This is a genomic window from Pleionea sp. WD8-19, assembly GCF_055326765.1.
Window position 1 is genome coordinate 65,976 of sequence record NZ_JBUZOU010000011.1, and the last position, 22,857, is coordinate 88,832.

Annotated in this window: 16 protein-coding genes; 4 read left to right on the top strand and 12 right to left on the bottom strand. The window is 43.1% G+C overall.

Annotated features, from left to right (window positions below; all coding sequences use genetic code 11):
• Window positions 1–29: 29 nt before the first annotated feature.
• The 3 genes from ACTUJY_RS13705 to amrB form a co-directional block, all read right to left on the bottom strand.
• The gene (locus ACTUJY_RS13705; RefSeq protein ID WP_463616667.1) at window positions 30–311 is read right to left on the bottom strand and encodes an acylphosphatase; all 282 of its coding nucleotides are present in this window, start codon (window positions 309–311) and stop codon (window positions 30–32) included.
• 420 nt (window positions 312–731) lie between these two features.
• Window positions 732–1,310: an AmmeMemoRadiSam system protein A gene (gene amrA / locus ACTUJY_RS13710; RefSeq protein ID WP_463616668.1), complete on the bottom strand. Its 579-nt coding sequence runs from the start codon at window positions 1,308–1,310 to the stop codon at window positions 732–734.
• The gene (amrB, locus tag ACTUJY_RS13715; RefSeq protein ID WP_463616669.1) at window positions 1,297–2,079 is read right to left on the bottom strand and encodes an AmmeMemoRadiSam system protein B; all 783 of its coding nucleotides are present in this window, start codon (window positions 2,077–2,079) and stop codon (window positions 1,297–1,299) included. Before amrB ends, amrA begins: the two co-directional genes overlap by 14 nt.
• A 106-nt stretch (window positions 2,080–2,185) precedes the next feature.
• On the opposite strand from amrB, the gene amrS reads away from it, so the two are divergent.
• A complete protein-coding gene (gene amrS / locus ACTUJY_RS13720; RefSeq protein WP_463616670.1) occupies window positions 2,186–3,277 on the top strand; it encodes an AmmeMemoRadiSam system radical SAM enzyme in 1,092 nt (363 codons plus the stop codon).
• Between the two features lie 67 nt (window positions 3,278–3,344).
• Here the strand turns inward: amrS and ACTUJY_RS13725 are convergent, their stop codons facing one another.
• The 6 genes from ACTUJY_RS13725 to ACTUJY_RS13750 all read right to left on the bottom strand — a co-directional run bounded on the left by ACTUJY_RS13725 (window position 3,345) and on the right by ACTUJY_RS13750 (window position 9,675).
• The gene (locus tag ACTUJY_RS13725; protein WP_463616671.1) at window positions 3,345–4,496 is read right to left on the bottom strand and encodes a DUF3570 domain-containing protein; all 1,152 of its coding nucleotides are present in this window, start codon (window positions 4,494–4,496) and stop codon (window positions 3,345–3,347) included.
• A gap of 42 nt (window positions 4,497–4,538) precedes the next feature.
• On the bottom strand, window positions 4,539–4,769 hold the full coding sequence (locus ACTUJY_RS13730; RefSeq protein WP_463616672.1) for a DUF4266 domain-containing protein: 231 nt from the start codon (window positions 4,767–4,769) through the stop codon (window positions 4,539–4,541).
• A 4-nt stretch (window positions 4,770–4,773) separates the two neighbouring features.
• A complete protein-coding gene (locus ACTUJY_RS13735) occupies window positions 4,774–5,262 on the bottom strand; it encodes a TlpA family protein disulfide reductase (RefSeq protein ID WP_463616673.1) in 489 nt (162 codons plus the stop codon).
• 17 nt (window positions 5,263–5,279) lie between these two features.
• Window positions 5,280–5,936: an outer membrane beta-barrel domain-containing protein gene (locus ACTUJY_RS13740; RefSeq protein ID WP_463616674.1), complete on the bottom strand. Its 657-nt coding sequence runs from the start codon at window positions 5,934–5,936 to the stop codon at window positions 5,280–5,282.
• Entirely contained in the window at window positions 5,906–6,664 is a 759-nt protein-coding gene (locus tag ACTUJY_RS13745; RefSeq protein WP_463616675.1) for a hypothetical protein, read from the bottom strand. The genes ACTUJY_RS13740 and ACTUJY_RS13745 overlap by 31 nt, the downstream gene beginning before the upstream one ends.
• A 77-nt stretch (window positions 6,665–6,741) precedes the next feature.
• A complete protein-coding gene (locus ACTUJY_RS13750; protein ID WP_463616676.1) occupies window positions 6,742–9,675 on the bottom strand; it encodes an HzsA-related protein in 2,934 nt (977 codons plus the stop codon).
• A 292-nt stretch (window positions 9,676–9,967) separates the two neighbouring features.
• Here ACTUJY_RS13750 and ACTUJY_RS13755 point away from each other — a divergent pair, with 292 nt between their 5' ends.
• The 3 genes from ACTUJY_RS13755 to ACTUJY_RS13765 are packed head-to-tail and all read left to right on the top strand — an operon-like array spanning window position 9,968 to window position 15,341.
• Window positions 9,968–11,203: a hypothetical protein gene (locus ACTUJY_RS13755; protein ID WP_463616677.1), complete on the top strand. Its 1,236-nt coding sequence runs from the start codon at window positions 9,968–9,970 to the stop codon at window positions 11,201–11,203.
• A 27-nt stretch (window positions 11,204–11,230) separates the two neighbouring features.
• On the top strand, window positions 11,231–13,726 hold the full coding sequence (locus ACTUJY_RS13760; protein WP_463616678.1) for a LamG domain-containing protein: 2,496 nt from the start codon (window positions 11,231–11,233) through the stop codon (window positions 13,724–13,726).
• Between the two features lie 19 nt (window positions 13,727–13,745).
• The gene (locus ACTUJY_RS13765; protein WP_463616679.1) at window positions 13,746–15,341 is read left to right on the top strand and encodes a hypothetical protein; all 1,596 of its coding nucleotides are present in this window, start codon (window positions 13,746–13,748) and stop codon (window positions 15,339–15,341) included.
• Window positions 15,342–15,418: 77 nt separating this feature from the next.
• Here the strand turns inward: ACTUJY_RS13765 and ACTUJY_RS13770 are convergent, their stop codons facing one another.
• From ACTUJY_RS13770 to ACTUJY_RS13780, 3 genes are read right to left on the bottom strand one after another with little or no spacing between them, the layout of a single operon-like run.
• Complete coding sequence (locus ACTUJY_RS13770) at window positions 15,419–16,015, bottom strand: hypothetical protein (RefSeq protein ID WP_463616680.1); 597 nt, start codon at window positions 16,013–16,015, stop codon at window positions 15,419–15,421.
• Window positions 16,016–17,443 carry an RHS repeat-associated core domain-containing protein gene (locus ACTUJY_RS13775; protein ID WP_463616681.1) on the bottom strand — a complete coding sequence of 476 codons (1,428 nt, stop codon included), beginning with the start codon at window positions 17,441–17,443 and terminating at the stop codon, window positions 16,016–16,018.
• A 12-nt stretch (window positions 17,444–17,455) separates the two neighbouring features.
• A complete protein-coding gene (locus tag ACTUJY_RS13780) occupies window positions 17,456–22,840 on the bottom strand; it encodes an RHS repeat domain-containing protein (protein WP_463616682.1) in 5,385 nt (1,794 codons plus the stop codon).
• Window positions 22,841–22,857 lie beyond the last annotated feature (17 nt).

The window sequence follows — 22,857 nt, forward strand, 5'->3', positions numbered from 1 at the left end:
GGTTCGAGGTTCGAGGTTCGAAAAGAAAATCAAACGGTTGGGCGCGTTTCAAAGTCATTGAACTCGCCTGTCGCTTCAAGCCACTGACTTTCTATATCCGAGACCTCTGCCAACTCCGGCCCTTGCCGACACCAATTTATTAATTGATTCAGTAAAGTTTGCGATCCTTCGGCCACCAGCTCGACACGACCGTCTTTAAGATTCCTCACCCAACCGACTAACCGAAGTTGCTTCGCTTTTTGTTGCGCGCTTGCCCGATACCACACTCCCTGAACCCGCCCGGAAACATACGCGTGTAGTCTTTGAGTCATAGTCAATAGGTTCCATAGGTCGAAATGGTCTTGAACGAGATTGAGTAGCGATCATAATACTGCCCTTTTTTGCGATTTCACATCAAAACTAACTGGGCCATGATTTGCATTACAATGTTTTATTTTTATAAGAATACAAAGCCCTACTGAGGAAATGTTTGCTTACTCAACTCTTCCGTGTTGTTCTTGTTGGTAGGGTCACGAAATACATCTTCGTAAAACACATCCTGTTTTTAAAGCTTAGGAGGCTCTCCAACAAAACGCAATTTTCCCAGTAAAAACAAATTGGACTAAAAATAGAGTGTGTTTATCTCTGAATTACGGTCCAATATTGCTTGGTAATTATGTAACAACTCAAGATCATTCACAGATCCGATCTGCAATATTCTTCCTATTTTTGTGATAAATAGCACAAACGGTTTATGAACTACGCACCGATTCTTCCGAAATACCTACCGTTTGATAGGTTGAAAAACTCAATTCATCGCTCCAGTAGTTTTCAGGTAATCCTGCTTTTCGCTTTAAATGTTTTACAAAATCTTCAGCAGAATTTAAAGACTGCCAAACACTCGGCAAAAAAGTTGCCTGTTGATGTGCTTCTCCAAGAATTAACCCATCCACTCCGGGACGCAATTTACGATAAAGCTCCGCTTCATTATCAACCTTTATGGGCCTGGCTGGCGTGAGAACGGATATTTCTATATGTATCTTAGATAACTCTTCTGAGCACAATTGAGGAAAGCGGTAATCTAATGTGGCGGCGGCGACCGCGTTGTCGGATACATCAATAATCAAAGACTGATAAGGATTCAAATGCCCTATACAGCCACGCAACTCGCCTTGCCTGCGCAAAGTCACAAAGCAAGCGCCTTCATCAACTAATTCCATAGGATATTTTTCAAGCGAAATATTGAGCTTTTCATTATTATCCAGATAGTACTCGATGCTGGTACGCGCCACACTCAATAGCTTTAACTTGTGTTCTTCAGTAAAAAACATACGCGCCGTACCCCACTACACGTGATTTATCGCCCGCCGTGTCGCCGGAATTTCGCAAATCAATGCATTGGACTTGCCATTGCATTTGTCGTGCAAATTCAATCAGTCCATTCAGAGGATTGCAACCGCATGCCTGAGAACCATTCAGAGTCGAAACCAACTGACATATTGTACTACTGGTCGTTCTGTCTTTAACAACGGCGTCTTCATAACTTAAATAATGACTGAGATCGCTGCTAACAACGATTAGGTCATCTTCCTGCCAAATGGAATGCAATAGCTCACACACACGATGAGGCTCCTCATCACCGATGACTAAAGGGATTAAAGTAAACTCGTGCTCAATGGCCTGTTGCAAAAACGGCAGCTGAACTTCAAGACTGTGCTCTTGATGATGCGCCTTTTCCAAGGGAACCACTCGATCTTGGCTTACCAAGTGACTTAACGTTACTCGGTCTAATTCCACATCGCCAAGTGGCGACTGAAACCGGTCGTACTGACTGTCAGCCACTCCAGAAAACGCAACACGATGGGCCGGTCCCAGCAAAATAACCCGTCGGATCGGAGTTTTCCGCTTTGCTAACGCTTTGTAAGCGCTTCCCGCAATAGCACCCGAGTAAACAAAACCAGCATGAGGTGCGACCAGCGCTTTAACGCCACGAACTGGCGAAAGTATTGCGTTCTCCAGGTACTGGGTTACTTCGTCAATAAGTTGTTTTGAGTCGTTGGGGTAAAACAACCCTGCCACAGCCGTTTGTCGTGTACTCACACGGTCTCCTTAACATTGCCAAAAGCTCGACTTGAAAAGGTTAAATTGATTACAATTTATTCAAATATACGCCTATTTCATTTATTTTTCGAATCCGGAGCTCATCATGAGTACAGTCCCGACGAAATATTGGCACGTCGTTACCGACGACAAACATCAAGACAAGATCCAGTGCGATGTGTGCCCTCGACTTTGTAAGTTAAGCGAAGGTCAACGGGGCCTATGTTTCGTACGTGGTCGGGAAGATAACCAAATAAAGCTCTTCAGTTATGGTCGCTCGTCCGGCTTTTGTATTGATCCGATTGAGAAAAAGCCGTTAAATCACTTTTTCCCTGGCACACCGGTGCTTTCTTTTGGCACCGCTGGATGCAATCTTGCCTGCAAATTTTGCCAAAACTGGGACATGAGTAAATCCCGCGAAATGGACACTCTCGCTTCTAGTGCAAGCCCTGAACAAATTGCCCAAGCAGCCGTCGATCATCACTGCTTAAGCGTCGCCTTTACCTATAACGATCCGGTTATTTTTCTCGAATACGCCCGTGACACCGCCATCGCCTGCCATGAACGAGGTTTAAAAAGCGTAGCGGTTAGCGCAGGTTATATTTGTGAAGAACCCAGGATCGAGTTTTATCGGTACATGGATGCCGCCAATATTGATTTAAAAGGCTTCACCGAAAGTTTTTATAAGAAAATTTGTGGCGGTCACTTAGAAAATGTCTTAGAAACCTTGAAATACATTCACTTCGAAACCGATTGCTGGATGGAAATCACGACGCTTTTAATACCCGAGCAAAATGATAGTGATAAGGAAATTGATGAAATGACACATTGGATTTTCGAAAACTTGGGAAGCGATGTACCGCTTCACTTCACCGCTTTTCACCCGGACTGGAAAATGATGGATACACCTCATACTCCACCCACAACACTCACGCGTGCTAGAAACTTAGCCATCAAGAACGGATTGCGGTACGTTTACACCGGTAATGTACACGATAACGTTGGCAGCAGTACTTATTGCCCGAATTGTGGAAAGCTTATTATCGAGCGGGATTGGTACGTATTAGGGCAATGGCATTTAAATAACGGATGTTGCGAGTTTTGCGACGAACCGATTCCCGGATATTTCGATCAACATCCCGGCTTATTTGGCGCGAAACGCATTCCATTGTTTAATTATTTTGCGGAGAGAACCTAGGTAAGTCAGTCAATGAGCAAATTCAATTATTGTCACTCAATAACTCGGTTTTTGTTCTCAGCAAAAATTAGTACCAAATGGAAAAAAATAAGCGCGTAACAGTTGCATCGTATTGATAAAGTGGCTCCTGCCCAGGATTTACCGTTTCTCCATTCACTGTTCGTATCGTTTCATTACGAAAATTATCGAAGTCGAATTGCATATAATCGACAAATAAGTTCACACTGAATTTTTTAAAATAATTTAGTTCTTTAAACTCTCGCTCGTAACTGACTCCAAAACCTATCGTGTAATCTGAAAAAGCACTCATTTCTTTGTCACGAGCCATAAAGTTTTGTGCATCTCTAGAGTCAAATAGATCACTGTAAAACTCAGCTTGCGTCTGCTGATAAGTTCGGTACTTTCCTTCAAAAAACCAATGATCTCCGTAAGGGTGAATATAGGCTAATTCAAAGTTAGTCGCATTAATTTTCCAAGTATCACTAAACGTACGCGCATCAAACTTAATCGCAGCCCGGTATGGCAAGTAATAAATGGATTTGATTGAAAATGCAGAACTGGTTCGCGTACGAGGATAAACTTCTGTTTTTTTACTAAAGCCTAAGGGAGAGTTTGGATCAAGAAAACGAACCACACGATAAGGGTTATTCAAATAGCCCTTATCAGTAACGGTTTCAAAACCTGCGGTAGCTGTCCAGTTTTTAGTGAGCACCTGAGTCCAGTTTATTCGATAATTTTGACGCCCGGCTTCCTCTTGAAATTCTGGATCGCCTCTTTTAAATACGTCATCCCACCCTTTCATGTACGCAATAGACAGCGTCGATAAGTCACCAAAGAAGTCTTGGGAAATGCCTAAATAAGCCGTATTGGCCACATAGTCGTTTTCCTCACTGTTGGTATAACTGGTGCTTATGGTTGTTTTATTGAATAAATAATCAAGCCCTACCGTGTATTCATTTCGTTTTTCTATATAAGGACTAGCGTTTGCTTCAACGTCTATTGATGCCGCACTGACATTATCAATGTAATAATTCGCAAAAACCGAAAACTTATCCTTTAAAGATTTTCGCACCAAAATCGAAGGTCCATCGATTTTCATACCACCGCCGTCGTAACTGTGATACATCACATCACTGCGATCTTCCGGTAATACTGCGGCATTCAGCGTGTTACATAACGCAATAAGTAAAATAAGAGTAGGTTTAAACAATTTAAACACAGTTCAACATCGCTCTTTCAAAAAGACTCAAACAAAATCACATCAGTTACAACCACAGCCACCACCACCGCCGCCTTCAGCCCCTCGCGCAGCTTCACGAGCCTGATAAACGTGATGCATATAGTTCATCGAAATAGCGTCACGACTCATGCTCATAATGGGATCGGCCAAGTTGTCGCGCTCATAGGGTTTTACCCAAGGCTCAATAGCACAACCACTTAGGCCCAATACCAAGCACAACTTAAAAAGTATTCTTTTAAAAGTAGTCGACACAGAATTACTCTCGCATCAACTTCTTCATCAAACGTTTGTATTCACGCTCATCGCCAGGTTTGTAACCACGATGCAAAAAACGCATGTTACCATTGCGATCGACAAGAACGGTACTGGGCATCGCATCAACATCGTACATTTTACTCACGCTGTTGGTGTTATCGTAAAGAATAGGAAAAGTCACCGGTACCTCTTTTAAATAGCCTGCCGCTTTGGAAGAGTCTTCTTCGACATTCACGCCGAGCAAGACAAAGCCCAGTTTTTTGTATTTTTTATAAAACTCGTCGAGTAACGGCATTTCTTGACGACAGGGTCCACACCAGCTCGCCCAAAAATTTATCATCACCACATTTCCACGAAGCTCGCTGAGTTTTACGTTTTCACCGGTCATGCTCTTTAATGTAAAATCCGGAGCTGGTTGATTGATCTCTTTTGCAAAAGAAAGTCCAAAGTTGAACAGTGCAAAAATAAGGGAAAATTTTAAAACCTTCATAAGTCTCACCCGTCAAGTTAAAAGTAGAAGGAAAATGTAAAACTGAATTCCAGGTTGTGAGTAGCCTTCACTTCGCCAACTGGATATTCGGTGTTGAATCGATGGTTACGTGTATCTACAGCAAAAGAAAACCAATCGTAAATTAAAGCGCGATAACCAGCCCCATAAACTAACGTAAACTCTTCATTGTCCAAAAATGACGTATTGCCCACGCCAGCAACAAAATAAAAGGCCGTATTTATCGCGAGGTTATCACTCCAAAACGCTTCCCCTGGAAATATATTCCAGCCCAAGTTTAAATCATAATAGCGATAGTTTTTATCATTGGAGAAAACGGCGTTACCAGGAAATAACTGTTCCGCACTGGAAAGCCCGGCTTTTGCCTCTCCAATATTCGCCTGAAGGAAAAAATCTTCATTTATAAAATAGTTAAAACGAAGGCCATAAAGCTCAGAAGCACCAAAGTCTTCAATACCGAGTGTGCCAAAAAACAATCCAATATCGAAGTCTTCATCATCAATTAAAGCTTCATCGATCTGCTGCCGCTCCAACTCGGGATTGTATATTTCATTGGGTTTACGAGGTGTCGCATCCGCAGACCACGCAACACCCGATGCAAACAACAGGCTACAAATAATAATTTTTAGAAAAATACGCTGAATCCAACTGTCCATTCTTCAATTTCTTCGTTAGTTTCTTGAGTCGTTAAAATCACATAGCTGCGATATTCCATTCGGAAAAGGAATCTATCAGTGATGTAAGACTTTAACCCCATCGTTGCGAAGACAACTTCGTCTTCGCGATCAATTTCTTGAACCAAAGCAGCATTTGGTATGACTTTTACCATACCACCGCCAATGCCAAAGTAGGGAGAATAACGCCACTCTGGAAAAGGAGTATTAGTAACATTCAAAGTAAACTGTCGTACTTCAGAAAAATCACCCAAACCTTGCCCTATCACTAACTCAGTGGCTAGGTTTTCAGTAAATTGCCAAGCCGCTGAAATCGCCAACACATTGGCGCCTCCAAAATCACCGGCACGAAAGCCGTACTCCCAACTACGCCTTACATAGTCTTGGTCAGTATAGGAAGAAAAATTGACGGCCGTGCCATCTGGATTTTGCATTTTTAACATGATTTCTAAGGGTACCCAGCCATCAACCCCTTTTAGAGTACGCACATGAAACCAATTCATTTTGCGCTTGATAATCCAGAGTGACTCCTTTTGTTCAACAATATGGAAAACCGGAAAGCCACGACCAGGTCCAGTTTGGATATTTGCGAAAGGTTCTACCACAATGACGCGCTGCAGCTCTTGATTCGCTGATAATGGCTGAATCGCTTCTTCCTCGGCAAAACCGAAACGAGTGATCAATGCAACTAACAGCAGCACCCATCTCAATGATAAACGCTGATACTGAATACTCCGCCCTTCCTTTCGCCGGAAAACCATAAACATCAATGAAAAGCCTTTTATTGTTAATTTTCTGGTGCAAGAAATGGATTATTGAAATATTGCGCGCCAATATCAAGCCACTCCGCTATTAATCTTAGCTCAGCATCGGATAAACGCCCTTGATGGGAACCAGACCTGAATAAATCAAAAAAGCGATTGGCATTACCAGCGGCTCCTTGTGACGAAAGGTAAGGTGCTTCTTCAACAGCTTCGGTCACCATGATCTGATTCGGTTCCGGAACAGGAAGCGCAATGGTAATCAGACTGTTGTCTGCCGGATCTCTTAATAGGTTTCCGTCAGCATCCGTTTGATAACGCACTGTGCCGTCGGTATCTTGCAACTCTGTTGGTAACCCTGTGTTCGAGTCAGGCTCATAGATAAACATCCCGTCGTCATCAAGGAAGAAAATAACTTGACCGTTTACATCAGTGGTTTGAAAGATAAAAAAGTCACCATCACCGCTTCCATCACCATCAATGTCAGCATTGACGATCACTCGAGGCACTAAACGATCGACCACCACACCATCCACCACTTCTAACTGATCATCACCAAAAAATAATTCTCGATAACTTCGAAAGTGATTGGGTTCATCTGCAGACGGTAAACTAGTCAACTCTAATTGTGCAGCCGGAACTTGAGGCTGGTTATTAACGGTATCTACCAGGCTGTGGCAAGTTGTACATGTATTATCTTCAAGAACCGTCATTCCATCGGTATCGTAAACGATTCGTTCTAAGTCAAATATTGGCTGAATATGTTCGGGGTAATTGATTGTGATACGACAACCGGAGTGCCATTGATTGGCACATGCCGAAGCGATCGGTGCTGGTGTTTGTAAATCCTGATACCGATAACTGATATCGGCGCCCGGTGTCGCCACACTTGGGTCGGTCCAAATGTCAGAAAACACAACATCAAGAGACGGTGATGGTACGCCGTTTAAGCGAGTATAAAACTCTGCCATGGTTTCGCCATCTTGTGGAAAAGCAGGATCGCCGTTCGCATCCCTATATAAAGATGGTTCGGTGTTTGGGAATTCAGAATTACCTAGCGCTCCCAAGTATGCAGAAGGCGCCTCCGCATTGGCTCGCCCATGAGGCGCTTCACTTTGCGGGGCATGACAACCCGCGCACTCTTTTTCTTCACCTAACCTTAATTGCAACCAATGTTCATGACGATCATTATTTAAACTGTGGCCAAACTCATCCAGAACCTGAATCGTAAATGCGACATTTGCCGGTATCTTCACCTTAACAGAGCCATCAGGCTCGATTGGTGCATACCCCAAAATTTCACGCATTAATTGCCCACGCCCTACACCAAATGCAGAGCCGTCAAAATCGTACACGTCGTCGTCAGGCATACTCACCGCTTTAACGATGCGTAAAAATCGGGCTTGTCGTGTATCCGGCGGTGTTTGAACAGGGTTGGCGACAGCTGCAATGCCATTAGCGGTACTGTCAACGCCATCAAAATCGTAAACGCTACGAATATGCAGCACCCCTACATTTTCATTCACCAACTCTTGGCTGGTGTCTACCCCCGGAACGCCATCATTAATAAAACTCGGGTTATTAAGTCGTTCTTGAAAAACCACCGGCTCCGTGATCCAAAGCCCTTCTTCTGCAATCACAACAGGCGATAAGGTATTTTGCGTTCGGTTCCACATCCAAATACTGTACTGCGGTGTAGCAGTCAGCAATTCACCGTTGGCAAATGCGCCTAGGTTTTCTTCGGAACAACTGTGAATAATGTTTTCTTGAGTTTCAGCGACAACCTCTCTCAGCATACAAGGAGACCAGCTGATCAAAACCCGATTATCGGTGTTATCCCACAATGGAAATGCACTATGAAATAGCCCGCCTGGAGAAGGCGTATTATCCGTATTCACGGTGTCTGCTGAAATCGATTCTTGTCCGCTACCTGAAGTACCATCCGTCATCAAGTTGGCTTCAAAATAATTGTTGTGGTCGATTCGAACCGGGTCACCACCAAAACTCAAGCTTTGCTCTGGTTTACTGAGCACTAATAAGGATTCATCGGGCATTTGTTGTGGTTTGGTAAATATGGCTCGCACACCGCCATTACCTGTATTCTGACTGTGATATCCGTATAGACGCTGTAAGTCGGTACCGTCTGGCTTAATGGAATATAAAGACTGTGAATCGGACGCTCCCATTTGATCCCACCTTAAAAAGACAATACGACCATCACGTATTAATGTGGGGTAAAGATCATGACTCTGATTAAAGGTAATCTGCTTTATTTCCGAGCCATCGTCATTCATCACATGTAAAACAAAGGCATCGGTATTTAAACTCTCTTCTTGGCCTTCAAATTGAGGTTTTCCTTCATCGAGCAAAATGGCTTTCGACTGGCGTTGCCGCGTTGACGTGAATACGATTCGTCCATCCGCCAAATAGCTGGGTTGGATGTCGTGTCCCTCTTCCGCCACAATTTCCGAACTGATCACCCGGCTTAAGGTATTCGTTTCAAGTTCGTACTGCCAAATGTTCCACTTCGGCTGATCGTCATCGTCGGCATCTGGAATTTCCGGCGCACGCATAGCGAATACAAGCCGTAAACCATCGGGGGATATGGAAAGGTCTTTTACATCATACAAGGGGATTTGATCAGGCGCGTTAGGATCGATAAATGCCTGAGTTGATATATCGCGTTCTCGAGCACTCGGCAGTGCTCGGTCTTTAATATAAAGCACGGCACCGGGATTAAATGCGGTCGGGTCGTTAATGTTTTCAGAAACCGGATTTTCGTCTTCATCGACCGGTACAGGTCGTTTAATATAAGCAACAGGGAAGTCCGACACGGTAGGATCTGGGCTTTGAGAACTGTCAGCAATAGGGTCATCACTGGTACAGCCAGCAACCAACAATATCGCGCACACCAATAAAAAGCACTGATTTGTTAACTTTTTAACACAGGTTTTTCGCATATTTATGTACCGTATCTAGACTTTTTCGTCCAGTTCGTAGAAGCTCTAAGAGCTCCAAATTAGCGGTATACAACCGTTTCGTGCTTTGCCGAACCGCACAATAACCAACATTCTACTTATTATGACCGAGTTGAATGATTATTCTGTGGTGAATATCACGAAAACGAATGTGGTTTAACACTACAATCAGCCAAGACTCTAATAAAAAAATAATATTTGTAATATTAGATTCAAATTTTCGTCATCCCTAGATGAGCGGAAAATTTTATCGAGACAGAAAATGAGGCTGGCTATGAAAACAACATCCGACTCCACTGCCCGTGGAGTAAATAACAATTCGCTCAAGCGTGCCTTACGCTGGATGGCGGTAGCGGGCTTATCCGGTATCATCAGCGCAAACACATGGGCTGGGCCGCGAGAACAAGCGAAAGTTATCCATGATAGGCTAGCAGGCACTCACCCAAGCAATACAATGCTCGATGCGATGGAAAGCCTGTTACAAACCGGTAGTCAAGCGGATGCAATTGCCGCCGCAAATCTGGCAATGGAAAACGATGCTTTCTATAACGTCACTCTAAAAAACTTTATCACTCCCTGGACCAACGAGCCACAAACAGTTTTCGCGCCACTCAATGATTACACAGCGACGGTCATCGGCATTATTCGTGATGAAGAAGATTTTCGAACGATTTTATTTGATGATGTGATTTATGTCGGTGACAGCAGCTCCGGTGCGCCAAGCTACGCGCTCAATAATAACGACCATTATGAGTATCTCGAAGACAATAATGTCAGCTTAAAAGACCGACTTGAACGACGCGCTCAATCGAGCGTAACCGGACTACCCACAGATGCCACCGCTGGTGTAATGACCACTCGCGCTGCAGCCAAAGCCTTTTTCAGTGCCGGTACGAACCGCGCCATGTTCCGTTTCACTTTACTCAATCACATGTGTGACGACCTGGAACAATTAAAAGACAACACTCGGACTCCCGATCGTATTCGCCAAGATGTCACACGTAGCCCAGGGGGCGACAGTCGAATCTTCCTTAACAATTGCCTCGGTTGTCACGCTGGAATGGACCCCATGGCTCAAGCCTTTGCTTACTACGAATGGAACTATGACCCAGAAAATGATCCAGAAGGAGAAGTCGGCAATATTGTTTATACCCCAGACCAAGTTCAACCCAAATATCACATCAATGAAAACAACTTTAAATACGGCTTTATTACACCCGATGATCGTTGGGACAACTACTGGCGCAAAGGCCAAAACGCCATTTTAGGTTGGGATGCATCCCTACCAGGCGGTGGAAATGGTGCCAAATCAATGGGTCAAGAAATTGCCTACTCCGAACGATTCGCTCAATGCCAAGTTAAAAAAGTCTTCAAGGCAGTTTGCTTACGTCCGCCGGGCGATGCGGCAGACCGCACTCAAGTCAATACGATGGTCACCAGTTTCAAAAATAATGGATATAACCTGAAACAGGTTTTCGCTGAATCCGCGCTTTATTGCAAAGGCAATTAAGCGGTATAACAGAACTTGGAGACAATGATGAACACTGTAAAACAACCCAACTCTGTTACCGCTCTCGTTAAAAAAAGTGCGGTAATCTTCTTTCCACTCTTATTGCTGCAAGCTTGTACCGGCGGCGGTCCCGAAGTGGATCAAAACAATAGCAACAACAACAATGGCGGTGGCAGCAATTACTCTGGTCCACCTCCCGCAACCGATGATGTGCAACGTTTTCAAACTCATTTTTGGAACAATGTACTCGACAAATGTGGTAACTGCCATAATGAAGGTGGGCAATCTCCTACTTTTGCACGGCAGGATGATGTTAACCTTGCCTACGCAGAAGCGAATACCGTTGTCGATCTCAGCTCTCCTGTCGATTCACGTGTGGTAGTGAAAGTGGGTGGTGGTCATAATTGCTGGCTGTCCAGTAACACCGCTTGCGCAGATACAATGACCTCCTATATCAGTAACTGGGCGGGTGCAACGGCCAGCGCAACCACGGAAATTGTCCTCACGGATCCGCCCACGCTTTCCGATCCGGGTGCTACCAAAACCTTTCCAGACGATCCCAGTCTTTTTGAAAGTACCGTTTACCCCCTACTCACTCAATATTGCTCGGGTTGCCATTCGGAATCAGGTTCACCAGCAACCTCACCCTATTTTGCAAGCAGCAATTTAGATACGGCCTATGCAGCTGCTCGCAGTCGAATTAATTTAGATACGCCAGCTAGCTCCCGATTCGTTGTACGGTTACGCAGTGAATTCCACAATTGCTGGGATGACTGCCAATCGAATAGCAATGAAATGGAAGCTGCGATTACCCAGTTCTCCGAAAATATTGAAGTGGCAACACTGGATGAAAATGCCATTCACAGTAAAGCCATGAGACTACTAGACGGCATTCCAGCTTCTTCTGGAGGTCGATTTGAAGCCAACGCTATTGCGACCTGGCAATTCAAAGAAGGAACAGGAAATGAAGCCAACGATACCAGCGGTGTTGAGCCTGCGTTAAAACTGATTATCGACGGTGAATTTGAATGGGTTGGTGGCTGGGGTATCGACCTCAAGGGCGGAAGTGCGCGAGGTAGTACCTCCAACAGTAAAAAGTTGTTTGATCAAATCACCGCGACAAACGAATACTCCATTGAAGGTTGGATCGCACCAGCGAATGTCACTCAAGAAGGTCCGGCACGTATCGTAACTTATTCCGGTGGAGCGATGACCCGAAACTTCACGCTTGGCCAAACCCTCTACAACTACAATTTCCTGAACCGTACTTCGGAGTCAGATGCCAACGGAGAACCTGCCCTTTCAACTGCGGACGCAGACGAACGTTTGCAAGCAACACTGCAACACGTAGTGGTTACCTACGACCCAGTAAATGGCCGTCGCATCTATGTCAACGGTGAGTATACCGGTGATATCGATGGCTCTGACCCTGGTACACTCAATGAGTGGAACGACACCTACGCACTTGTGCTTGGCGCAGAAACCAACAACGACTTTAATTGGGCCGGTGTTATCAAGTTCTTAAGTATCCATAATCGCGCGCTCACTCAAGAACAAATCACCCAAAACTTTGAAGCCGGTGTAGGCGAACGCTTCTACCTCTTGTTCAATATCTCTGAAGTTTTGGATCCTAGTGACACTACCAACGCAGCGCGCGCTTACATCGTTTTTGAAGTGGCGCAGTGGGACAGCTACAGTTACTTATTTACCGAGCCTTTCTTTATCAGCCTTGACTCTGAGTTCACCCCGGAGAATATCCCAGTAAGAGGCATAAGCATTGGAATTAACGGAAAAGAAGCCGATGTAGGACAGGCTTATCGCAACATTGATATAACGTTAAACAGCAATGATTACAGTCCAAACTCTGGCCAAGTCATTTCGACGCTCGGCACTGTCATCGCTCTGGAAAACGGTCCTTCGAATGACGAGTTTTTCCTGACATTTGAACAACTGGCGGACCAAACCAATGTTCGAATTGAAGCCGATCCGCAACCATTACCCGATCCACCTGACGCGAATCCCGTTGCGCCAAGAATAGGTGTACGTACTTTTGACGAAATTTACGCGACGTTGAGCCAAATGACCGGTGTAGACATGAACAACAGCAACGTTCGAAACATCTATCTCACGGTAAAACAACAGTTGCCCACCAAAGAAGACGTAGAAAGCTTCTTGTCGTCAAACCAAATGGGAGTGACGCAATTGGCTATTGAATATTGCTCGGCTTTAATGGACGACACGAACTTGCGAGCGAGTACCTTCCCAGACTTTAACTTTACAGGCTCAGTTGGCGTATCCTTCGATGCTTCAGGTCGTGACGCGCTGATCGATCCTTTACTCGAAAGAGTGATGGGAACAGGATTATCCACTCAGCCTCAATCGGCAGATGTTAAAGATGAACTGAACACATTAATTGACCAACTGACCACCTGTGGAAACGCTTGTGAAGCAGGTCGAACCGTAAAAGTAACGAAAGCCGTATGTGCCGCTGCCGCTGGAAGCGCCATCATGCTGGTTCAATAATTCGAGGTGAGGAACGATCATGAAACGTATTAAACAAACACTTCACCCGGATGCACCTTTATTGCATGCGGCTCATAAACGTCCTGTTACCCGTCGTGACATGCTGGCGCAAGGGCTCCTTGCCGGAACGGGGACTTTAGTGGGTGCGTCAGTTTTAAGTGTACTTTCTAATCCACTTTACGCTGATCTCATCGGTGAAACCGCGGATCTTCGGGATGGCTTATGCAACCTAAAAGCCGAAGGTAACGATAAAATCCCATTTATCTGTTTTGATTTAGCTGGCGGCGTTAATATTTCGGGCTCAAACGTACTCGTTGGGGGTCCAGGTGGCCAAATGGACTTTCTCACAACCGAAGGTTACAGCAAGCTTGGCTTACCCGGTGACATGGTTCCCAACCTTGTGAATCCCGATACACAAAATCGAGAATTTATTAACACTGAACTCGGCTTAGCTTTTCACAGCGACAGTGCATTTTTACGAGGCATTCTTGAGAAAGTATCGATTGGTAACCGAGCCAATATCAACGGCGCGATCATACCTGCACGTTCAGACAACGATACCGGCAACAATCCACATAACCCTATGTATGGAATATTTAAAGCGGGTGCAGGAGGCTCCCTTCTCGATTTGATTGGTTCTCGAAGCTCAGAGTCGGGAGGGAACTCAATGGCACCTGCTTCCATGATTCTTCCCGCTGCTCTCCCAACAAAAGTCGACCGCCCATCGGATGTGACTGGACTGGTTGACGTTGGTGATTTGCTGAATGTTCTTGGCCAAGACGATGCGGTACGGGTTATGGAAACCATTCAACGTATATCGCGTAGGAAAATGGCGCAAGTGGATACACAGGTAGCTCGCCAGCAAGACATCGAAGACTCTGTAACTTGTTCTTACGTTAAAAGTGCCGATCTAGCTGACCGATTTGGTAATCCAGCAACACTGGATCCATCACTGGATTCCGATATTGTTGGACCAAATGGTATTTTTACTCAGCAAGAGTTTGACTCTGATGGAGAGTTTCGCAAAACCGCTTCGGTCATGAAAATGGTCATTAATGGCTTTGCGGGTGCAGGCACAATAACAATGGGTGGATACGATTACCATACAGGTGATCGTCGTACCGGTGAAATACGAGACCTACGTGCCGGTCGATGTATGGGCGCTTGTCTTGAATACGCAGCCCGTGTTGGTAAACCGCTCATGATGTATATTTTCAGTGATGGATCCGTTGCCAGCAATGGCATGATCGACAACTCCGAAGATGGTCGCGGTAAAGGTCAGTGGACGGGAGACAATTCCTCAACCGCAGCCTCCTTCTTCTTGGTTTATAACCCAGGAAGTGCTCCACGGTTAATCGGTGCGAACGCTGACGCTCAAGCCCGTCATCAGCAATTGGGTTATATGCGTCCAGATGCTTCTGTTGAAACGTCGGCTACCCCAGCCGCAAACAACGTGAATCTTCTGGTTGAAACCGTCATTCTTAATTACATGGCATTGCACGGTGAGCAAGGTCAATTTGCCAGCTTATTCCCAACCCATGGTCTGGGGAATAACACGATGCTGGACAGCCTCACCGCTTTCGAGCCCATTGTGAATGGTACAATAAACGGCTAACAAAAAAAGGGCGCTAACAACGCCCTTTTTTATACAGTTCAGTGAACTTCACAGTCAAATTTCAAAACATTACTCCTTTAAGAACTCAAGCGCGATTCTCCAGAAGTAAAGTATCGTAAATCGTCATTATCGATTGTAACGAAACCGCTCTTATCTACCATAGAAATAAACAGTTTATGGCTTAATTTTAATACGCCACTTTTCATTAATAAAGTCTCGTTCCGTTCTACCAAATCCAAAATAAAGTTACGGTATATATCTTTAATAAAATGATTGTGTTTATTGTATTCAACCTCCAACAAATCAAAAATTTCAGAAGCATTGTTTTCTGACAATAAATTATCATAAATTATTAAAGTACTCGCGGAATAACTGGAACCGAGCCGACCGATCAGAAAACACACCCCTTCAAAGAATTGGGTTCCGTCAACGTCTATGCTCTCAGGGACATTTAAGCGATTTTTGATTAGCCACTCTTTTTCCTTCAAGCACTCACTCATATAATCAGCAATCAATTCATCTGCAGACTCTTGATCCTCGTTAATGTTAAACCATTTAATCTGATTCGTTCTTAACACTAAGTCACAATCAATACCTCTTACGGAGTCGGGTTCGACCCACTCAAAAGGTCCATCTTCATTGATTCTCGTTTCTAATTCAGAGAGAGACGTCACTTACTTAGTACCTTGCAATGCAGAGTTTAAACGTTTGATATAATGGTTTAACGTATTAAGCAATTCAGCTTTATGTTCTTCAGACATACTACGAGCATTTTCAACACGCTTCTTGATCTTATTCATTTTATTTCTAATATCTCGACCTTTCTGAAGGTGATCGGAGCCTTTCACTTTATTTCCGGTCTTTTTAGTATACTCAATCGCTCCAATTACGCCGCCATCAACTTCCAGTTTAGCGTTCTTTCGCTTTGTGTAATTAAGTTCTGCGACTAGATTATCCACTTCAGACTTATGCTTTTGATAGGCAGCTAACCCTTTCGAAACGCTTTTATCCGCAACTTTTGTTACGTTTTTACCTTTAGATGCGGGGTCACAATTGCTGTTGTGTGTCCAAATATTGTCTTGCGTAACAAAATAAGAGTGAAAATCGGCAACGTTTAAATTATAAGTCACCTGTTTGGAATTAAGCTGCTCAACGAAGCTCACCTCGGCGAGCAAACCACCTTTTCTTTCAACAACATCGCCAACCTTCAAATCTTGGGTTTGTGTCCAACCCTGACCGACTACCCAAAACGGATGATCATCCGTAGTTTCAAGCGTGGTTTTAGTTTCTTCATTCGCAAGTATCAGTTTCCATATCAGACGATCTTGCTTAACCCAAGTATTAATGATTGGCTTCCACGCTTCTTCACCACTTTCATCACTCTTGGACCATACTTTGTCTCCAACTTTCAACTCTTCTATATTAACGTATCCTTTCTCGGACAACACTTTCGTTCCAGCTACAAAACAGCACGTTTTAGCCAGCTTATTTGCCGCTTTATTTATCGCCTCTTCTCCGTAGCCTCCAGTGATTTTATCCAGCTTTTTAATGATTGCTTTGCCAGGAATAACGTTACTTCCTAATGCGACAGCTTTCTCCGCATTCGTTGCATTCGGATCCGCCAAAGTGCTTGCGGTGTCATATACGTCATACGCTTTGATCGCAAAGATTACAACAGGAATCAAAAATGCCAACTCACCTGTTGGATCAGTATATTTATACGGATTATTGTTTGCGTAAGCATAACGATTAAATGTATGGGGAGCAGCTTGATTCGGTAGAATAGGATCGATAGCCATAAAGCGACCGATCTCTGGATTATAATACCGTTTACCCATATAGGTTAAACCAGTAACATCATCATGCAATTTTCCGGTATACCACATTTCGTTTTTACTAACGTCTTGTGATTTATTGGTTTTTTCTCCATAGGGCTTATAGTCCTGCCGCCACTTAATATTTCCTGCCTCATCACTTGCGGCAACCGGAGAGCCTAGCAAGTCATAATGATAAAAAGTGATTTGTTCTGCGCTCAACGATAAATGAAAGCTCAACAAAACAAGCGATAACAAGTAGCCAAATAGTTTTTTCAAATTATTCATCACCCATATCCCTTATTGTATTGCTGACTTTAACTTTAAGATAAATGCTTTGTTGCCCATTGACTGGCTTTCGCCATCGAACTCAACAGTGCCTGTTCCATACCCAGAAATAAATAAATCACCTAGGCTAGAAAAGGTTAAGCGATTGGTTCGCAAGCCCTTGGTTATAAAACCACTCGTATACTCTCCGCCTTGTGACAATCGAACGAATGAGTTGGTCGAAGAACCTCCCGAAAAGTACCCATCCGGTGAGTCAACATCCAAATCAACACTGTTGCCAAATGAACCAGTAACCACTAAACGATCAACGCCTTTAACAATGATGTCACTGATATTTAAGTTTGCACCATTAATTTGCTCTTCGGAAATAATGTCTCCATTCCCTGAGAATCGATGAATCTTAACAACGGTACTGTAAACACCACCAACGACATAAATATCACCTAAACTATTCACAGCAATATTCCGATAAATGCCATTTAAAGTTTTACTCCACAAAAGAGCACCATTATCTGCGTATTTTTCAAATCGCGTGGTATTACTGTTGGATGACGCATCATACTCATAATCATAAATGACAAAAACATTACCGTTTGGATCGACTTCTAATCCCTTCACTGTATCTGTCAAGCTAACAGACCATAGTGAATCGTACGAACTGTTGACTTTACTCAATTGTGTATTGGAGGCTAGGTAAAGGTTGTTTTCATGCGTTTCAACAAAGCTACCACTTATTGGTAATTCTGAGAGCACGGTTCCATTATCTAAACTGATTTCAACCAGATTCTGATACCATAATGTTGCAACAATTTTCCCATTGAAAAATACAAAGTCGTTAATTAAATCATAAGAACGAGATGGGTTAACGTTCGACTTCCAGCTTAACGTCCCATTTTCATCAAAAGCAAAAAGCTTATAGTTAAAGGTATCTCCCGTATTTCGATAATTATTTCCGGATATATGGAGTGTTCCGTTGTTATCTACCAACATGTTTAAGTGATGCGGAGAACCGCTCGAGTCTTCAGCAAAGCTGACAGAGTAGTCAAAGTTGTACACATGCGGTGGAGCAGCAACTGTTGGATCTAGCCCATTTAAATATTCATCAAGATTCGATATTCCGTCACCATCTAAATCCATGTTAGCGTCGTTTACATTCTCATTCAAACCATACAGCATTTCCCAATGATCACTCATTCCATCACTATCTGAATCGAGTAATACGCTAGGATCCGTGTTGTTATTATATTCATCTAAATTTGAAACACCATCAAAGTCAAAGTCTTGCGCAGCATCACTTGCTAACTCATCGCTTGCACCGTACCGCTTTTCTATACAGCCAGGGATGCCGTCTTTGTCCCAGTCTTTATCGTTGACATTGCAGTCGAATCGCGCAATTAAATAACTGTCGAGATAAGCGTATTCATTACTTTCATCTCTTATCGATGTGCCTGTTGAATAGATCAACTGCCCCAATTTATTATGAATTAAATAACGTTTCTTACCATTTTTAATTTCTATGGTTTTGTTACGGTTCGCATCATATAAATATTCATGACTATGCGATGCATTACTCACGGCTTTAAGGTTTTGCATTGAGTCATAATCAAAATTAAACACCGAATCGCTAGTAATATTACCAAAACCGTCATAATCAAAAGACTTTCCACTCGACAAACTTTCCAGACGATTTGAAGTATCGTAATTATAGGTTATTGTATTGTTTCCAATGACTTTCGATTTAATATTTCCAACATTATCATAGTCAAATGAAAGGCTTCCCCAGCTTCCCGTAGCACTAGTAAGCCGAGACATCCCGTCGTATGTCATCGCTTTTGAATATCCGGTTAAAACTTTATCTTCAATCCCGATAAAATTACCACGTTTGTCGTAATTGTAGACGTATTCCAAAACCGAGGCTTCGTCTTTGTCCTTTAGCGTCAGTAGTTCTGGCATACCTTTACTGTTTCTATCGAGCTTATAAGTCAGTCCATTTCCGTATTTAAATTGTTTAACCTTTCCGAAAGCATCAAAATAGATGTTTTCAGCAATATATTTGTTGTAGTCGTAATTCATAAAGCTTGGCTGGTCAAACGCATTCGGCTCATATCGAACATAGTTACCGCTCGGGTAAGTAACCGTTGATAAGTTTCCATAATAGTCATAATCCATCACTGTCGTAAATTTGTTCCCTTCGACAACCAACTCCTCTGTTGTAAGTTGATTAATTTCATCGTAGGTATAAGTAATTTTTACGTCACCACTATCAGCATTAACAACATTGTTATTCTTATCATATTGATAAGAGATAACGGGGGTATCATCATCAAATGAAATTACTTTCAATCGATTTAGGTCATCGTAAGTATAGTAAGTAGAAACATTACCAACCTTTCTTTCTTTTACATTTCCGGCATAATCGTATATCAGCTCTTCCGTAGCGCGTTCGGGTTCAATAATTTTCCATAACCACTTTTTAGAGTTATATACAAACTCGCGAACATAATCACCTTGATTAATCTTTCGGATATTTCCTAATAAATCCCGATCTAAAGTTGTTGAAATATACTTAACAGGACTCTTTGAAACTTGATGAACAATCTCACTTAGTTCGCCAGAGTCAGGACTTCCCGAAGCATTATAATTGTAAATAGTTTCGTAGCCATCGCCATCAACAACCAAATACCCATGCTTTACTTCAGGCAAGCCTTCACGACCTTCATTACATTTTGTGCCATAACATCGAATCACTTTATCTCCGGTTTCACTGTGAGTCGTCTCAACAACTCGCCCCAACGCATCATATTTCTTATGAATTCCCGTTGAAGTAGCAGAGCAAAATGAAGTCATATCCCAATCAATAAATGATGGCTTAGAAGAAAATGACACTCTACCTAAACGATCATATTCCATCGCCATTACGGTTTTAGAACCCCGATTAGTGATATCCGCTACTGCCTCCCAAATAGGCCTTCCAAACCCATCTTCTTTGGTGACTTTTCGATAGTTTCCGCGCTCTTCTTTTTTCTGAAACACATTATCTCCGTACCAATCGAACTCCGTTTCCGCGTTAATAGGCGGATCAATAAAGGTCACTCGATTTTGCGCATCGTATTTAAAACTCGTTTTAAAGCCTCTTCCGTCTTTACTCCACTCAATATTACCCGCGTCGTCTACTTTTTTCTCAAGTACAACGCCTTCAGGATGCGTTTCCTTTTGAGCAACGCCTCGATGATAATCTTCATACAGCACTTCATTATCTAGTTGAGCAGTATCTTTTGCCCACTTATATTTTTTTAAACTTCCATCGGTATAATATTCATACTCGACCACCTTACCAAACACATTCGTTTTTTTAACTTTCCCTTTTTCATACTCAAAACTTTTCGTACCCACTCCCTCCAAAGTCTCAGACTTAATCAGGCCAAGAATCCAGTTGTCTAAGTCGTTCTCGTAAGTAAACGTAATTCGTTTTGTTACTTGCCCTGTCGTTGTTAAGTTTCGTGCGCTACCAAAAGCATCAAAATCTGAATACTCTTTCGTAAATACCGAACCGTTCATTTTTGACGTTACTTTTTCTAAAACAGTCTGCCATAAGTCAGGCTTATCGCATTCCTGTATCCAACATTCTCGCGCATTGTCACCGACCATCTTAATACTCTTCCATTTGTACTTTGTTTCTTTCAACAAAGTTCTATTGGTTCCATCGAAATCGTAAACTCGGTGCCTCCACGGTCGCCCCATGAACAAGTGACTGTACCTTGCTTTATTTTCAGCTATCGTTTGCCCCCGAAAAAACTTATATTCATCAATTCGATTAGAAGGACTGATAACCCATACTTTAATTGACTCTCGATTCATTGCAGCATTAGGGTTACCAATACTCTCTTGGAAACCTTCCGCAACCGCATCTTCTTCATCCTCCATGTTGCGAGCGGACCACGTAAAATAAGTCCAGTCATAAAAATTATCATTGTTTTGATCGATTCCTCGAGCGGTCACTTCCCAAGTTCTAATCGGATGGGTGCCCCAGTTTCTTTGATCAAGTCTCGAAAACGCATGCTGAGCAGAATTGCCGTCTTCGTATTTGAACTTTACAGTGGCTCCTGCAGGCGTATACACACTGTCGATCTTAGAAGGCAACGTAGAAAATGTGGCGCCGCATGTCCATAAGTCCCATGCGAGTTCCCACCGTACACATTCGTAACCTTCTGTCGCGGGTTGTTCGCTGTAATTTGCAACGTACGAATGGTCCGAGTACTGATATGACCAGAAATTACCATCAGGACGCCAAACAGAACTCAGTGCCCAATTAGACGCATAGGTATCGTTCCAATCGATTTGGGTGTAATTATATTCAATTTTACTGAGTTCGGTTGTTCTATCATCAGACCAATGAACAACACTTCTTAAAAATTTTACCTTCCCAATAGGCGTCCAAAACTTATGTCCTGTTAAATCAACTAGATCATAATTGAATTTAACAAATCGACCATCACTTGCTTCAATTTCAGAAACGTAAAGACCACCATTTTCATCAGACTCATAGCGATACTCCAGATAATTACCATGGACATCCTCGACTTTACTCACATACACATTCATGCCCATTGAATGTTCCCATACATAACCATCGGCAACATCATTACCCTCTCCTTCGGGAATCAACTCATTCCATTGTGAACGAGGACTTGAAAAAGTATCGAATGTGTATTTAACACCTTCTGGCGAAGTGACTAGAAAGCCACTTCGATTGCCTTGAGGTAAGTCGAGACATTCCGCTTTCCAGTTGTCGGTAGTCACATACTTAACTTGACCTTTCGTGCCGTCTATAGAAACGATATTGGGATAGACTACGGTTTCTTGACCGTTTACATTTTGCTTCGCGAACAAAAGCTCTCTTGCCCCGTTATCGGGTACTTCTAAGTTGAGGCCAATCCAGTAATAAAGGTCCGTTTTGGGATCTGAATGACCTTGCCGGTACACTGGATTGTTACAAAATCCGGCACTCCATACATCAACTGGGTCGTTCACATTAAATCGCGTATTGTCAGACCTAAGAATACCCCGGTAACCAGAAATCCTTGGCACTTCGATATCCCAGTTTCCTAATGCAAAAGGAACTCTTAATGCAGGTGCTTGACGAGTAACATCGTGCACTCGAATAACTTTGATTGGTAGCTGCTTTGAATTACCTTTTACAATAAGGTCTTCATTTCTAAACGAGACAATGCGCGTAATGAGATCGATATCCTCACCTGCAACACCTCTTATACTGGTAACTATTTCATCTGCAGACTCAGCATTTTGAGGCTTCACCGCGACATTAGCATTAATTGTAGGGATAGTTAAAATGGCTACGTGCAACAGAAGTAATTTTACGCTTCGATAAAATTTCACGTTTAATTTCCTTACAA

What these genes read in the sequence shown, in the direction of transcription:
- ACTUJY_RS13755 (WP_463616677.1), top strand. Translation starts at nt 9,968, where the DNA reads ATGAAAACAACATCCGACTCCACTGCCCGTGGAGTAAATAACAATTCG.
- amrA (WP_463616668.1), bottom strand. Translation starts at nt 1,310, where the DNA reads ATGTTTTTTACTGAAGAACACAAGTTAAAGCTATTGAGTGTGGCGCGT.
- ACTUJY_RS13765 (WP_463616679.1), top strand. Translation starts at nt 13,746, where the DNA reads ATGAAACGTATTAAACAAACACTTCACCCGGATGCACCTTTATTGCAT.
- ACTUJY_RS13775 (WP_463616681.1), bottom strand. Translation starts at nt 17,443, where the DNA reads ATGAATAATTTGAAAAAACTATTTGGCTACTTGTTATCGCTTGTTTTG.
- ACTUJY_RS13750 (WP_463616676.1), bottom strand. Translation starts at nt 9,675, where the DNA reads ATGCGAAAAACCTGTGTTAAAAAGTTAACAAATCAGTGCTTTTTATTG.
- ACTUJY_RS13760 (WP_463616678.1), top strand. Translation starts at nt 11,231, where the DNA reads ATGAACACTGTAAAACAACCCAACTCTGTTACCGCTCTCGTTAAAAAA.
- ACTUJY_RS13735 (WP_463616673.1), bottom strand. Translation starts at nt 5,262, where the DNA reads ATGAAGGTTTTAAAATTTTCCCTTATTTTTGCACTGTTCAACTTTGGA.
- ACTUJY_RS13705 (WP_463616667.1), bottom strand. Translation starts at nt 311, where the DNA reads ATGACTCAAAGACTACACGCGTATGTTTCCGGGCGGGTTCAGGGAGTG.
- ACTUJY_RS13740 (WP_463616674.1), bottom strand. Translation starts at nt 5,936, where the DNA reads ATGGACAGTTGGATTCAGCGTATTTTTCTAAAAATTATTATTTGTAGC.
- amrS (WP_463616670.1), top strand. Translation starts at nt 2,186, where the DNA reads ATGAGTACAGTCCCGACGAAATATTGGCACGTCGTTACCGACGACAAA.